This window comes from Flavobacterium chryseum (assembly GCF_004362015.1).
Taxonomy (GTDB): domain Bacteria; phylum Bacteroidota; class Bacteroidia; order Flavobacteriales; family Flavobacteriaceae; genus Flavobacterium.
The window spans coordinates 279382-295236 of record NZ_SNWW01000008.1 but is presented as its reverse complement, the minus strand read 5'-3'; the positions used below and the strand labels follow the sequence as shown (position 1 = coordinate 295236).

Here is a 15855-nt window from a genome sequence, read left to right as displayed (position 1 = left end):
GCCTGCGCAGATGGTACTGCAGTTATGTGGGAGAGTATGTCGTCGCCTTTCTTTTTAAAAACCCTTCATCATAAGATGAAGGGTTTTTTCGTTTAGATCAGTTTTTCTTCCATGTGCTCTCTCACTTAGGGGTTTAAAATTTCATTAAGAATAGTGTGCGAATGTTTTAAGCTTCAACTAAAGATCAACTGTTTTTACTTCTGTTAAATTAAAGTCAATTTTGGGTTTTAAACTATGTCGTATTAGCCTTTTTGAATGTGAATCTGTATTTTTGTATTAAATATTATAATTTAAATATGAAAAAAAGTATTGTATTGTTGACATTATTTGTTATCTCAAATTTAAGTGCTCAACAACGCCCCAAGTTAGTTGTCGGTATTGTAATAGATCAGATGAAAATGGAATATTTATATCGGTTTTCAGATGATTTTTCACCTAATGGATTTAAGAGACTAATGGATAATGGATATACTTTTCAAAATATGCATTATAACTACATGCCAACATATACTGCTCCTGGTCATGCATCAATTTATACTGGTACTACACCTGCAACTCATGGAATTGTTGGGAACGAATGGTTCAGTAGATCACTTGATAAAGATGTGTATTGCACAGATGACGCTTCAGTAAAAACTATAGGAGATGGAACAGTTGAAGAGGGTGCTATGTCTCCAAAAAATCTTCAAAGTACAACGATAACTGATGAAGTAAGAATGGCAACTAATTTTCAAGGAAAAGTTATTGGAATGAGCCTTAAAGATCGCGGTGCAATTTTACCTGCAGGCCATTTTGCTAACTGGGCTTTCTGGTACAGCAAAACCGGTTCTTTTATTTCTAGTAGTTTTTACGGTGCAAAATTACCAGAATGGGTTTATCAATTTAATAATGAGAAACATTATATGCCTTACATTAATAAAGGCTGGGACTTATATAAACCAGCTGCCACATATAATGAGAGCCTACCAGATAATAACCCATATGAAGGGAAATTGTATGGTAATTCAGCGCCAGTTTTTCCATACGATTTAAAAACAATGTATGAGAAAAATGATGCTGGTATTTTAAGAGTCACTCCTTATGGTAACGATTTATTGGCTGAATTTGCAATGAAAGCAATTGAAAAGGAAGAACTGGGTAAAGATAATATTACTGATTTTTTAACGGTAAGTTTTTCTTCTACAGATTATGTTGGGCATTTATTAGGGCCACGTTCTATGGAGCTTCAGGATACTTACTTAAGATTAGATCAAACCATTGCGGATTTTCTTAATTATCTTGACAAAACAGTTGGGAAAGATAATTACTTACTTTTCCTAACTGCTGATCATGCGGGTGCAGAAAATGTAATTTATTTGAAAGATCATAAATACAATGTAGATAATTACCCTTCGAAAGATGTTAAAAAAAGCTTTCAGGATTTCTCGATCAAAACTTTTGGAGTTGATTTAGTTTTAAATTATTCAAATTTTAATCTTTATTTCAATAAACAAATCATAAAAGATAAAGGACTAGAATTAAGTAAAGTAAAACAAGCTTTTAAAGAATTTTTAATTACTCAGCCACAAATTAAAAAGGTATATACAGAAGAAGAAATTTTAGCTAATTCAGGAAATGACTATTATTTAAATTTTGTTGCAAAAGGATATGATGTTACACAAGATGGCGACATGGTTATTATAGACAAACCGGGTGATATCGAATATTCAACTACTGGAACGTCGCACGGAACACCATATAGCTATGACACTCATGTTCCTGCTATTTTTTACGGATGGCATATTAAAAAGGGTGAATCTTATGATAAAAAAGAAATTACTGAAATCGCTCCAACAATAGCTCAGAAAATTAAGGTTGCTTTTCCTAATGGAACTGAAGCAAAAGTACTGCAAGAAGTTTTGGATGAAAAATAAACGGCGATACAACTAAAAAAAAACCTGTCTAAAAGCTAGACAGGTTTTTTTATGCAAAAAAGGCTTTTCAATTAAGAAAAGCCTTTTAAATTTAGTGATTTAGTAAGCACTTATTTAATGCTAGCAACTATGCGTTTGCTAACACTAATTCTTCGTTAAAAGGAAGATTCCAGGCTTCAGCAACTCCTTTGTAAAGGATTTTTCCGTTAGCAATATTTAATCCTTTTTTTAATTCTTCATTTTCGTTACAAGCTTTTTGCCATCCTTTGTTTGCCAATTGTACAGCGTAAGGTAATGTAGCATTTGTTAAAGCCAAAGTTGATGTGTAAGGAACAGCACCTGGCATATTAGCCACACAGTAGTGAACAATATCATCAATAATAAATGTAGGATTTTCGTGCGTTGTTGGAGTACAAGTTTCAATACAACCACCTTGATCAACTGCAACGTCAACAACTACAGTTCCCGGACGCATTAATTTTAGCATATCACGAGTAATTAAGTGAGGTGCTTTTGCTCCTGGAATTAAAACAGCTCCAACTATTAAATCAGCATCTTTAATTGCTCTTGTGATATTATAATGATTAGACATTTCGGTATTTACATTTGCCGGCATGATATCATCTAAATGACGTAAACGTGGCAAACTTAAATCCATAATAGTAACCTGAGCACCTAAACCAGCAGCCATTTTTGCAGCCTGAGTTCCTACGATACCTCCACCTAAAACTAATACTTTTGCTGGTGGAACACCTGGAACACCACCTAAAAGAATTCCTCTTCCTTTTAATGGTTTTTCAAGATATTTTGCCCCTTGTTGAATTGCCATACGACCTGCAACTTCAGACATAGGAACTAATAATGGTAAACTACGATCTGCTTTTTCAACTGTTTCATAAGCTAAACATACAGCTCCTTTTTCAAGCATAGCATGCGTTAAAGGCTCTGATGAAGCAAAGTGAAAGTATGTGAAAAGTAATTGATCTTTTTTGATTAATGGATATTCAGAAGCAATTGGCTCTTTTACTTTAATGATCATTTCAGCGATAGCATATACTTCTTCAATAGTTGCTAAAACTACAGCACCAGCATTTGTATATTCTTCGTCGCTAAATCCACTTCCTAAACCAGCAGTTGATTGAACATATACTGTATGTCCGTTATTTTTCATTTCAGAAACACCTGCAGGTGTTAGAGCAACACGATTTTCATTATTTTTAATTTCTTTAGGAACACCTATTATCATCTGTTATATTTTTTTAGTTTCTTTTGAATTTGTTGTTACAAAGCTACAGATAGAGAAGATATTATGGATAAACAGTAGATAAATAAGAAAATATTATTTTATTTAGTATTTTTACAGTAAATTTTTCTTTTTACAAGTGTTTTTGTTTCTTTAAAAAGAAAAAATGACTGAATTTTAAATATTAATTATATCGTTTTCGCTATGGCTTTAGATGAAATTGACAAAAAAATCTTACGTCTTTTACAGGTTGATGCTCATTACACCCTTAAAGACATTGCAAGCAAAATAAACTTATCATTAACACCTGTTCATGATCGGGTTAAACGTCTTGAAAAAGAAGGCGTTATAGAAAAATATGTTTCTATTTTAAACAAGAAAAAACTAGGTAATAATCTAACAGTTTATTGCCAGGTTACGCTTACAAAGCAAACGTATGATACTTCTGAAGGATTTAATCAATCAATTTTGAATTTGCCCGAGGTGGTAGAATGTAATTACGTATCTGGAAATTTCGATTATATGCTTAAAATAATCATTCCTGATATGGAAAGTTACCATCACTTTCATCAAAAAAAATTATCTATTTTACCTGAGGTTTCCCTTATAAATACTGTTTTTGTAATTTCAGAAGTAAAAAGCACAACTGTTTTACCAATTTAAATCAAAACAAAAACCACCAAGAAAAACTTGATGGTTTTAAGAATATTTGGTTTTGGTTTATATTAATAGTAAGTAAAGCGTCTCACTTTTGCAATGTATTTGGCTAAACGAATAACCTGATGACTGTAACCAAATTCATTATCGTACCAAATATAAAGAACAATACTTTTTCCATCTTTTGAAACTATTGTAGCATTGCTGTCATAAATTGAAGGCGCAGAAGTTCCAACAATATCAGACGAAACTAATTCATTATTTAATGAATATTTAATTTGCTCTACAAGTTCACCTTCTAAAGCATATTTTTTCATTATTTTATTAATTGCCAAAATTGAAGTAGCTTTTTTAACTTCTAAATTTAAAACAACTAAAGAGCCGTTTGGAACCGGAACTCTAATAGCATTCGAAGTTAATTTTCCTTCAAGAGAAGGTATTGCTTTGGCAACAGCGCTTCCGGCACCAGTTTCGGTAATAACCATGTTTAATGCAGCAGCTCTTCCGCGACGGTATTTTTTGTGCATATTATCTACCAAATTCTGATCATTGGTATAAGCATGAATGGTTTCTAAATGCCCTTTTGTAACTCCCAAAGTATCTTCAATAACTTTTAAAATTGGCGTTATAGCATTGGTAGTACAAGATGCTGCAGAGAAAATATTTATTTCGTCGGGATTATATTGGTTATGATTTACGCCATGAACAATATTAGGAACTCCTTTTCCGGGAGCTGTCAATAAAACTTTACTAACTCCTTTAGAAGTTAAATGTCTTTTTAAAGCTTCTTCAGTTGTAAAAGCCCCTGTATTATCAATAACTAGTGCATCATTAATTCCGTGTTCCGTATAATCAATTTCTTCAGGATTATTTGCACTTATAATATGAACGGTAGTTCCGTTGATTATCAAAGCATTATTTTTGGAATCTGCAATTACAGATCCTTGAAAATCTCCGTGAATAGAATCGTATCGTAATAAAGAAGCTCTTTTCTCTAAAATCGATGCATCATTTTTGTCACGGGTTACAATTGCTCTCAAACGCAATTGGTTTCCTTTTCCTGTTTTAGACATTAACTCTCTGGCTAATAATCTGCCAATTCTCCCAAAACCATATAAAACAACATCTTTTGGTTGAATTTCTTCTGACGATTTTGCTTTTTTCAATTTGTCAAGTACAAAATATCTTGCGTCAGGATATTTTTCCTCTTCTAAACAATATTCGTAAGTCAGTTTTCCAAGATCCAGTTTTGCAGGCGGAAGATCTAATGTTAAAATAACTTTTGCAATTTCAACCGAATCAAAAATAGTTATTGGCTTACCAACAAATTCACCTGCATATTGATGCAAATTGATTATGTCGCTAACGTTTTTGTCTAATAATTGATTCTTGAATAAAACCATTTCTATGGATTTATCATACCATAAATCGCTTATGACTTTTATTAATTCGACACCGGCTCTTCTTCGGTCGACTTGTAAGGATACCTCTTTTTGGTACAAAGATTTTTTACTCATAATTGATTAAATTGAAAAAATAAAAAGCGCAATATTTTAAAATTTTGCGCAAAAGTATCCATTTCAATCGATTTCGTAAACTATTTTAGCAATTATTTTCAAAATAAAAAAGCCACCTTAATTTTTAAGATGGCTTTCAGATTTTAAAATTGAGATGTTTTTTTAAATGATAATTCTAAATATTTCACCGTTTTTATTTATCATTTCTATGCGAACACTTTGTCCTTCGTCTTTTTTATTTAATAATTTCGAAACCGTTTCAACATTCGTAGCTTTTACATTATCGATACTTAAAATAATACTGCCCTGAAGTTCATTTTGATATTGCATCAAATTCTCATTGCTAATATTTTTAATTTTAACTCCGTAATCAATATGGAATTTCTTTTTGTCAGCAGCATCAATATTTTCCAATTCGATTCCTTTAAATTCAGTACTAAAAAATTCATTTTTACTTAAAGTAACCGGAACAACTTTAGTTTTTCCATTTTGCATATAAGTTACTTTAACAACATCATTTGGTCGTTTTGTGTTTATATAGCCTGAAAGATCAGCATAAGTTGCAATATTTTGGTCATCAAGTTTTACAATAATATCTCCCTTTGCAAGTCCGGCCTTTTCAGCTCCAGAATTTTTAGAAACTTTACTGATATAAAAACCTTGAGTTTGTGTAATTCCTAATTCTTTTGAAGCGCTACTATTCAATTCTCCACCTTCAACACCAAGAATTCCTCTTTGAACATTACCGAACTCCATAATGTCTTCAATAATTTTTCGGGCAATATTAGAAGGAACAGCAAATGAATATCCAACATAAGAGCCTGTCATTGAAGAAATCATAGTATTAATACCTATCAATTCTCCACGTGTATTAACCAAAGCTCCACCACTGTTTCCAGGATTTACTGCAGCATCAGTCTGGATAAAAGATTGAATTCCGTTTGTATCTAAATTTCTGGCTTTCGCCGAAACAATTCCGGCTGTAACAGTTGATGTTAAATTATAAGGATTTCCTACAGCTAAAACCCATTCTCCAATTTTTACTGAATCTGAATTTGCAAAAGCCGTGTAAGGAAGTTTTTCATCAGCATTAATTTTCAATAACGCGATGTCCATTTTAGAATCAGTACCAATAAGTTTTGCGGTATAAGATTTTTTATTGTTCAATGTAATTTCGATTTCCGAAGCATCCTTAATTACGTGATTATTTGTTACAATATATCCGTCTTCAGAAATAATAACACCAGAACCAGTTCCAACTTGTTCCTGTTGTTGCTGACCACCATAACCGTAGAAAAATTCCATCATTGGGTTACTCACAGTTCGTCGCGAAACATTTTTAACGTGAACTACAGTGTGAATTGTTTTATCTGCTGCTTCAGTAAAATCTACAGCTTCGGAAGGTAAACCGACAGTTTTTCCAAATGAATTGGGGGTAAGAGTTACAACAGAATTTCCTCTTCCAAAAAAAGAATTGTTGCTGTCAAATAATAACTTGTAAGCACCAAGCGTAGTGGCACCGCTTAATAATGACACTAAAAATAAGGTTGAAAATCTTTTCATAATTAGGATTTATATTTAAGTTATTTAACGTAAAATTACATGAAAAAATTATTTAAGAAAACGGTTTAACGCTCTTTAACAATGATTAACATTTCATTAATTAATAGTTCGTACTTTTGTACTTATTAATAGAATAAAGATGCAAATAGAATTTTATAAATATCAAGGTACCGGGAACGATTTTGTAATGATTGACAATCGTTCTGATTTTTTTCCTAAAGAAGATATAAAGCTTATCGAGCACCTGTGTGACAGACGTTTTGGCATTGGAGCAGACGGATTAATTTTGTTAGAAAATGATACTGAAACTGATTTTAAAATGGTTTATTATAATTCTGACGGAAACCAAAGTTCGATGTGCGGAAATGGCGGACGCTGTCTTGTAGCATTTGCAAATCAATTGGGTGTTGTTAAAAATAACGCCACTTTTATTGCTACAGATGGTTTGCACCATGCATCAGTAGGCGATGACGCTATTATTTCGTTGCAGATGATTGATGTTGATGAAATACAGAAAAAAGATTCTTATACTTTTTTAAATACCGGTTCTCCACACCATATTCAAATTGTTGATGATTTAGAACATTATAATGTAAAAGAAAACGGAGCAGCAATTCGTTACGGTGAATTATATGGAGAAAAAGGAAGCAATGTCAATTTTGTGAAAAAAGTTGATGACAGTACTTTTTCACTTCGTACTTACGAAAGAGGTGTTGAAGACGAAACTTTAGCCTGCGGAACCGGAGCTACTGCTGTTGCAATTGCTATGAATGCAACTGGTCAAACCGATAAAACATCTATTAATCTAAATGTTGAAGGAGGGAAATTAGTAGTTTCTTTCGATAAAATTGGTGATCATTATACCAATGTTTTCTTAACCGGACCTGCAAAATTTGTATTCAAAGGAACAATTGAAATTTAAAAAGCTCAACTTGTAAATTCCAAATTCCAAAAATCGACATTTCAAAATCTAAAATCTAAAATTTAAAATGATAACACTCAAAGGCGAAAACATTTATCTGCGAGCACTTGAACCTAATGATTTAGAGTTTGTGTATGCGATGGAAAATGATCAAAGCATTTGGGAAGTTAGCAATACACAAACACCATACAGTCGTTTTCTGGTGCGTCAGTATCTGGAGAATGCGCAACAGGATATTTACGAAGCCAAACAATTACGCCTGGCAATTTGCCAGGACGAAGATTTTCCGGCGATTGGATTAATCGATTTATTTGAATTTGATCCGAAAAATAACAGGGCAGGAATTGGAATTGTTATTCAAAATAAAGAAAACAGAAATCAAAATGTTGGTTCTGAGGCTTTAGAACTATTAATCAAGTACGCATTTCATAATTTAAATTTGCATCAATTATATGCAAATATTAATGTTGGAAATGTAGCTAGTATAGCTCTTTTTACTAAATTTGGTTTTGAGAAAATAGGAATTAAAAAAGATTGGATTTTGCTAAATAACCACTATCAAGACGAGGCAATTTTTCAGTTGATTAACAAACAAATTTAAATTTTTAGCTTTGAGTATAAAAAAAATTATCACATTAACTGCCGTTGCTGTAATTTCAGTTTTAATGATTTATGGTTTTATTTTAATTAGCAGAATTTTTAGCGCTAATACAAAATTCTACGAAAAAGAAGTTTACGTACACGTTCCAACCGGAGCTACCTATACAGATGTAAAAAAGATCTTAGAACCTTACATCAAAAATTTCGATAATTTTGAAATGGTAGCCAGTAAAAGAAGCTATCCTGAAAATATAAAATCCGGTCGCTTTTTATTGAAAAAAGATATGAATAATATCGATTTGGTTCGTGCTATGCGTTCTAATGTTCCAGTAAAATTAGCGTTTAATAATCAGGAACGTTTAGAGAATTTTGCAGGAAGAGTAGGTTCAGAAATCGAAGCGGATAGTTTATCATTGATGAAAGCTATTAAAGATCCTGCCTTTTTACAATCAAACGGCTTTAATGAAGAAAATGTTTTTGCCATGTTCATTCCTAATACTTATGAAATTTACTGGAATACTTCTGCAGAGAAATTCCGTGATAAAATGATTAAGGAATACCATAATTTCTGGACAGGCGAAAGAATTAAAAAAGCAAAAGAGCAAGGTTTAACCCCAGTTCAGGCTGTAATTCTAGCTTCTATCGTTCATAAAGAATCCGTTAAAAAAGATGAAAGACCTCGTATTGCGGGTGTTTATTTAAACAGATTACGTTTAGCAATGCCATTACAAGCTGACCCAACAGTAATTTATGCCTTAAAATTAAAATCGAATGATTTTGACCAGGTTATCAAAAGAGTTTTTTATAATGATTTGATAATGAAATCCCCATATAACACTTACGTGAATATTGGACTTCCACCGGGACCAATTGCAATGCCAGACATTACAGCCCTTGAAGCCGTTTTAAATCCTGAAAAACACGATTACATTTATTTTTGTGCAAGTGTTGAGCGTTTTGGATATCATGAATTTGCTTCAACATATGAGCAACATCAAATTAATGCAAAAAAATATTCAGACTGGATTGCTAGTCAAGGTGTAACAAGATAGTTTTGAATTTTAAATTTTCCCTTTACTTATCGATTTTATCTTTTTTGAGTTTTCAATTTATTGAAGCACAAAATAAAATTGAATCCTTTTTAACGCCTTCTGATACTTTAAATTTAAAAAGACAAAATACAGTTATAATAACCGAAGTTGCTTTAGCTTCGGTTACTTTAGTTGGCTTAAATCAGATTTGGTATGCCGATTATCCAAAGTCAGACTTTCATTTTATTAATGATAATGATGAATGGCTTCAGATGGATAAAATTGGTCACATGTATTCTGCCTATCATTTAGGAAGATTTGGTGCCGAAATGATGAACTTGAGCGGTGCCGATTCTAAAAAACAACTCGTTTATGGCGCTGGTTTAGGTTTTGCGTTTTTAACAGCTGTAGAAGTTTTAGACGGATACTCATCAGAATGGGGCGCTTCTTCAGGCGATATAATTGCCAATGCAACCGGAACGGCTTTATATGTTTCTCAGGAATTACTTTGGAAAGAACAGCGAATTACACCTAAATTTTCTTTTCACACGACTCATTACGCAAATCAAAGACCTGATAAACTTGGAACTTCGCTAAACGAACAAATTCTAAAAGATTATAACGGACAAACTTATTGGCTGTCATTCAATCTTCATTCTTTTGCAAAAGAAACTAAAATTCCGAAGTGGTTAAATCTTGCTTTTGGATATGGAGGTGATGGAATGTTAACAGGAAATTTACGAAATGATAATCTTGTTTCTGATCAAAATCCGGAAAGATTTCGTCAGTTTTATCTTAGTTTTGACTTAAATTTGACGAAAATTGAAACAAAATCGCATTTTTTGAAAACTGTTTTTTCTGTTTTTAACACCATTAAAATTCCTGCACCAACTCTCGAATACTCCGCCAATAAAGGGCTTAAAGGACATCTTCTATATTTTTAAAAAACGTTAATTTGCTGAAAATCAGCATTGTTTTATATTTATTATCTTTGCACCGTAGAAATTTCAAAAAGGTGACAGCGATTTGAAGAAAAACAATTTATGATAAAGAAGTGGTATTTTTATGCGAGTTTAATCGTTATTATTACATTTTTGAGTTTGGGTTTTAAACCCTTTAATTTAGAAGCCAAACCGTGGTTTCTAACAGAAAAAACAGATGGAGAAGAATACTTATTTCCATCGCAGGAAGAGGATGATTATCCAATCTTAACAAACCTAAACATTCCATTCACCGGAAATCACCTTATAGGTTTTAAAGAAGCAGTTGCTTTTAAGGAATCTCAAGGAAAATACCGACTGGTTAATTCTCTTGGTTACATGGGAAAATACCAATTTGGTTCTAAAGCTTTACGAGCTATAGGTGTTCGAAATGACAAAGCCTTTTTAAAAGATCCCGCTTTGCAGGAAAAAGCTTTTATTGCACTATTATCCAAAAACAAATGGATTTTACGTCGTGAAATTCGCAAGTACGAAGGGAAAATTATTAATGGTGTGGAAATTACAGAATCTGGAATTTTAGCTGCTGCACATCTTGGCGGTGCCGGATCAGTAAAAAACTTTTTCAAAAACAAAGGAAACAGACATTTTAGAGATGCCTATGGAACTTCATTAAAAAGTTACATGAGAGACTTTGGAGGTTATGATCTTTCTTTCATCGAAGCAGATAGTAATGCTACAATAAACGATTAAAGAATTACAAAACAAAAAATCCCGACTTGTCGGGATTTTTTTATGCTTTTTAGTCAATTAAAATTTCTAATATTTTAATGGCAGCTTCGCTAATTTTTGTTCCGGGACCAAAAACGGCAACCGCTCCGGCATCAAATAAATATTGATAATCCTGTGCCGGAATTACTCCGCCAACAATAACCATAATATCATCTCGTCCATGTTTTTTAAGTTCTTCAATTACTTGCGGAACTAACGTTTTATGTCCGGCAGCCAATGAAGAAACGCCTAAAATATGCACATCATTTTCTACGGCTTGTTTGGCAGCTTCGGCAGGAGTTTGAAAAAGCGGACCAATATCCACGTCAAATCCCACATCTGCATAACCGGTTGCAACTACTTTTGCGCCGCGATCATGCCCGTCTTGTCCCATTTTGGCAATCATAATTCTTGGGCGTCTGCCTTCTTGTTTAGCAAAGGCATTGGCTAATTGTTTTGCCTTTTCAAAATTCTCGTCGTTTTTTATTGCTGCACTATACACACCGCTAAAGGATTTAATTTGTGCTTTATATCGACCAAAAATACTTTCAAGAGCATCGCTGATTTCACCTAAAGTTGCACGATTTCTGGCAGCTTCAACAGCAATTTCTAGTAAGTTTCCTTCTCCGGTTTTAGCACAAAGAATTAATTTTTCGAGTGATTGATTTACTTTTTCAGTATCTCTGTTTGCTTTTATTTCCTCAAGACGCTCAATTTGCTGCTTACGCACCATTTGATTATCAACATCTAAAATATGCAAAGGATCTTCTTTTTCTAATCTAAATTGATTTACGCCAACAATAATATCTTGTCCGCTATCTATTCTCGCTTGTTTTCTTGCCGCAGCCTCTTCAATTCGTAGTTTCGGAATTCCGGCTTCGATCGCTTTTGTCATTCCGCCCAGTTCCTCCACTTCTTCAATAAGCTTCCAGGTACTTTCTAATATTTCATTAGTCAGACTTTCAACATAATAACTGCCAGCCCAAGGATCAACCGTTTTAGTGATTTTAGTTTCTTCCTGTAAAAATATCTGTGTATTACGGGCAATTCTTGCAGAAAAGTCAGTTGGTAAAGCAATTGCTTCGTCAAGTGCGTTTGTGTGTAGAGATTGAGTTCCGCCAAAAGCCGCTGCAGCAGCTTCAATGCAAGTACGTGCCACATTATTAAAAGGATCTTGTTCTGTTAAACTCCAGCCGCTTGTTTGGCAATGCGTTCTTAAAACCAATGATTTATCGCTTTTTGGATTAAATTGCTGGACTAATTTAGCCCAAATCATTCTTCCAGCTCTCATTTTAGCAATTTCCATAAAATGATTCATTCCAATTGCCCAGAAAAATGACAGGCGAGGAGCAAACTCATCAATTGTCATTCCGGTAGATAATCCGGTTCTGATATATTCCAGACCATCCGCCAGCGTATACGCTAATTCAATATGAGCCGTTGCACCCGCTTCCTGCATGTGATATCCGGAAATGGAAATAGAATTGAATTTTGGCATTTTTTTGCTCGTAAATTCAAAAATATCAGCAATGATTTTCATCGAAGGCGTAGGCGGATAAATATATGTATTACGCACCATAAACTCTTTCAAGATATCATTTTGAATAGTTCCTGAAAGTTTTTCAATGGCAACGCCTTGTTCTTCGGCAGCTACAATATAAAAAGCCATTATAGGCAAAACAGCACCGTTCATAGTCATCGAAACCGACATTTCATCAAGTGGAATCTGATCAAAAAGCACTTTCATATCTTCGACAGAATCTATCGCAACTCCTGCTTTTCCAACATCACCTACTACACGTTCGTGATCAGAATCGTAACCGCGATGCGTTGGTAAATCAAAAGCAATAGATAATCCTTTTTGTCCGGCAGCTAAATTTCTTCTGTAAAAAGCATTACTTTCTTCTGCAGTCGAAAATCCTGCATATTGACGAATTGTCCACGGACGGCGAACGTACATTGTAGCATAAGGTCCGCGTAAATTAGGCGCATATCCGGCTCCAAAATCAAGAAATTCTAAGTCCTCAATATCTTTTTCAGAGTAAGTTTTTTTTAACTCGATTCCTTCAGCTGTGGTGAAGTTATGAGTTATAGGCTCGGAGTTATGCGTCAGTTCGTTTAACTCTTTACTTTTAACATTTAACTTTATATGTGTAAGGCCTTTTCTTATCATGGAAATACTCTTTTGAGTAGGTTAATTACTTAGGAAAATGATTATTCAAGTTCAAGTCGTTCTTGTTCAAGTTTCTCTGCTAATCTTTTTTCTATAATAGGTGTAATTAATGTTTTTCTTGGTTTAATTTTTACAAACGGAAACAATTCTAAATCGTGTTTCATTTTGTCATCTTTATTAGGATATTTATTGGTGCCTAACAAAACTTCCTTTTTAGAATCAAATAATTCCTGTTCTTTAGTAGCACTTTCCTGAATTTTCTTTTTGATCGTTCCATCATTTAAGAGTTTCAAAAAACCACCGCTTGCTTCAATATCTTTAAATAAAGCCAAACTTTTTTCAGCCAGTTGCATCGTTAGACTCTCGATATAATAAGTACCATCAGCCGGATTATTTACTTTGTCAAAATAACTTTCATGCTTTAAAATCAACAATTGATTTCGGGCAATTCGATCACCAAATTCATTGTCTTTATGATATAATGAATCGTAAGGCAAATTGGCAACCGCATCTGCGCCTCCTAATATAGCCGACATACATTCAGTTGTGGTACGAAGCATATTAACATTATAATCGTAAATGGTTTTATTTCGTTTGGTTGGAGTTACCAATAAATGACATCCTAAATCAGGGTTGTATTCGGCAGCAATTAATTTAAAAAGCATTCGTAAAGCACGAAGTTTTGCAATTTCAAAGAAATAATTAGTTCCAACAGAAACCTGAAAGACAATGGTTTTAGAAATGTTTGGTAAACGATTTAGATATTCGTTTGCATGTGCTAAACTATACGCAATTTGCTGTGTGATATTTGCTCCGGCATTTTGATATAAACCGGCATCTATACTTACTAAAGAAAGATTTGTAGTGGCTTTCGAAATTAAATCAATGGTTTCAAAATTATTTTTATCTGTTGTTGTAAACCAATTTCCATCTCGTGCAATTTGACCAATGGGATCAATATTGCAATAAAAAACAGCTTTTTTTTGGATAGAAATTGTGTCTAATTGTTTTACGAAATCGATTGAAATAAATTTCAAATTAAAGTAAACAACTTTGTTTTCTAAAGGAAGATTTTCTAGTAATTTTTTAACGTCAATTTTTTCGTTTTCAACAGTAAAACGCAAACTTTCAGCGCCTCTCTCAAGTGTATTAATTGCTCTTTGAATCGATTTTTCGACATCGTAAACAAATATGTTTTGACAAATTTTAAAATTCGTTGCCTGAGTATTGACCGGAGCAGCTTTTGAGAATTCATCTTTATGATAAAAAGGTTTTACCTGAATATCTTCCGGAGAATTCCAAATAACGGTTTCGTTATAATCAGCTCCATCTAATTCAAACTGAATTTTTTGTTTCCATTGTTTGGATGAAATCGGATTAAAATCGTCGAATAGGGTAGTAGCCATTTAGTGTTTTTTCTGATTATTCTTTCTCTTGAATAGTATCTCCTTCAAATTGAATGATGTATATGTCTTCGCTGTCTTTTTTCATAAAGTACTTTTCGCGGGCATATTTTTCGATTTGCTCAGGATTTTTTAATTGTTTAATTTGTTCCTGATCCTTTTTTATTTCCTCCTGATAATATTTTTTATTATCCTCAAGTTCATTGATTTGGTTGTCTAAAAAACGATGATCAAAATAAGAGTAATTGTCTAAAAATAACATCCAGACAACAAAAAAGAGTAAAACCCAGACATATTTATTGCCCAGAAATTTAAACCAAGATTTGTTTTTATACGGATTTTTCATTTTAGTTTTCATTTTTACTTCCGATGAAGCCTATATTCTTTTTATCCGCTTCGGCGGATAAAAAGATAAAGACAAGAGCGGGAAATAGCTCTTAATTTTTATGGAATAAATTTACAATAAAAATTATGAAATTCTTTGATTTATTACAGCACGAACTACATCAATTGCAACAGTATTGTATTTATCGTTCGGAATGATAATATCAGCAAAAGCTTTCGATGGTTCGATAAATTGCTCGTGCATTGGTTTTAAAGTGTTTTGATAACGCGTTATAACCTCGTCGATATCACGGCCGCGTTCTGAAATATCACGTTTTAAACGGCGAATCAATCTTTCGTCAGAATCTGCGTGAACATATACTTTTACATCAAAAAGATCACGTAGTTCCGGATTAGTCAAAATTAAAATACCTTCAACAATCATAACTTTTCTCGGATGTGTTGATACTGTATCGTCAGTTCTGTTATGTTTTATAAAAGAATAAACAGGCTGATCAATAGTTTTGCCTTCTTTCAATTCTTTTAAATGTTTTACCAATAAATCAAAATCAATAGCGCGCGGGTGATCAAAATTAATTAATGCTCTTTCATCAAACGACAAATTGTGAGTTTCCTTATAGTAGGAATCCTGAGAAATTACACCCACTTCAGTGTCTGGTAATTCGTTCATGATTTGGTGTACTACCGTTGTTTTTCCACTTCCTGTTCCTCCTGCAATTCCAATAATGAGCATAAATTTGATGTTATATATTTGTTTGGCAAAAATAATAATTTAAGTG

The 15855-nt window shown here is 33.0% G+C and carries 14 protein-coding genes; 7 read left to right on the top strand and 7 right to left on the bottom strand.

Translation table 11 applies throughout. The annotated features are described in order from the left end of the window. Positions 1–296: 296 nt before the first annotated feature. Positions 297–1913, top strand: a complete 1617-nt coding sequence (gene pafA / locus EV143_RS16655) for an alkaline phosphatase PafA (RefSeq protein ID WP_133509064.1) — start codon at positions 297–299, stop codon at positions 1911–1913. Positions 1914–2040: 127 nt separating this feature from the next. Here pafA and ald read toward each other — a convergent pair whose 3' ends face one another. Continuing rightward, positions 2041–3159, bottom strand: a complete 1119-nt coding sequence (gene ald / locus EV143_RS16650) for an alanine dehydrogenase (protein ID WP_133509063.1) — start codon at positions 3157–3159, stop codon at positions 2041–2043. 201 nt (positions 3160–3360) lie between these two features. On the opposite strand from ald, the gene EV143_RS16645 reads away from it, so the two are divergent. Further along, positions 3361–3819, top strand: a complete 459-nt coding sequence (locus EV143_RS16645; RefSeq protein WP_133509062.1) for an Lrp/AsnC family transcriptional regulator — start codon at positions 3361–3363, stop codon at positions 3817–3819. A 62-nt stretch (positions 3820–3881) separates the two neighbouring features. On the opposite strand, the gene EV143_RS16640 is transcribed toward EV143_RS16645, so the two are convergent. Both EV143_RS16640 and EV143_RS16635 read right to left on the bottom strand, forming a co-directional pair. Further along, entirely contained in the window at positions 3882–5330 is a 1449-nt protein-coding gene (locus tag EV143_RS16640; protein WP_133509061.1) for a glyceraldehyde-3-phosphate dehydrogenase, read from the bottom strand. A gap of 162 nt (positions 5331–5492) precedes the next feature. Continuing rightward, positions 5493–6893 (bottom strand): S1C family serine protease, encoded by a 1401-nt coding sequence (locus EV143_RS16635; protein ID WP_133509059.1) that lies wholly within the window; start codon positions 6891–6893, stop codon positions 5493–5495. Between the two features lie 139 nt (positions 6894–7032). Between EV143_RS16635 and dapF the strand changes: the two genes are divergently transcribed. From dapF to EV143_RS16610, 5 genes are all read left to right on the top strand, one after another. Then, complete coding sequence (gene dapF / locus EV143_RS16630) at positions 7033–7815, top strand: diaminopimelate epimerase (protein ID WP_133509058.1); 783 nt, start codon at positions 7033–7035, stop codon at positions 7813–7815. 67 nt (positions 7816–7882) lie between these two features. Continuing rightward, positions 7883–8416: a GNAT family N-acetyltransferase gene (locus EV143_RS16625; RefSeq protein ID WP_133509056.1), complete on the top strand. Its 534-nt coding sequence runs from the start codon at positions 7883–7885 to the stop codon at positions 8414–8416. 10 nt (positions 8417–8426) lie between these two features. Next, positions 8427–9467, top strand: coding sequence for an endolytic transglycosylase MltG (mltG, locus tag EV143_RS16620; RefSeq protein WP_133509054.1), 1041 nt, complete (start codon positions 8427–8429; stop codon positions 9465–9467). A 44-nt stretch (positions 9468–9511) separates the two neighbouring features. Further along, complete coding sequence (locus EV143_RS16615) at positions 9512–10390, top strand: DUF2279 domain-containing protein (protein ID WP_243739895.1); 879 nt, start codon at positions 9512–9514, stop codon at positions 10388–10390. Positions 10391–10489: 99 nt separating this feature from the next. Continuing rightward, positions 10490–11137, top strand: coding sequence for a peptidoglycan-binding protein LysM (locus EV143_RS16610; protein ID WP_133509052.1), 648 nt, complete (start codon positions 10490–10492; stop codon positions 11135–11137). 49 nt (positions 11138–11186) lie between these two features. On the opposite strand, the gene scpA is transcribed toward EV143_RS16610, so the two are convergent. The 4 genes from scpA to udk all read right to left on the bottom strand — a co-directional run bounded on the left by scpA (position 11187) and on the right by udk (position 15809). Beyond that, positions 11187–13328, bottom strand: a complete 2142-nt coding sequence (gene scpA / locus EV143_RS16605) for a methylmalonyl-CoA mutase (protein WP_166638173.1) — start codon at positions 13326–13328, stop codon at positions 11187–11189. Between the two features lie 41 nt (positions 13329–13369). Next, positions 13370–14734: a methylmalonyl-CoA mutase subunit beta gene (locus tag EV143_RS16600; protein ID WP_133509051.1), complete on the bottom strand. Its 1365-nt coding sequence runs from the start codon at positions 14732–14734 to the stop codon at positions 13370–13372. A 16-nt stretch (positions 14735–14750) separates the two neighbouring features. Then, a complete protein-coding gene (locus EV143_RS16595) occupies positions 14751–15077 on the bottom strand; it encodes an FtsB family cell division protein (protein ID WP_133509077.1) in 327 nt (108 codons plus the stop codon). Positions 15078–15200: 123 nt separating this feature from the next. Further along, positions 15201–15809 carry a uridine kinase gene (udk, locus tag EV143_RS16590; RefSeq protein WP_133509049.1) on the bottom strand — a complete coding sequence of 203 codons (609 nt, stop codon included), beginning with the start codon at positions 15807–15809 and terminating at the stop codon, positions 15201–15203. Positions 15810–15855 lie beyond the last annotated feature (46 nt).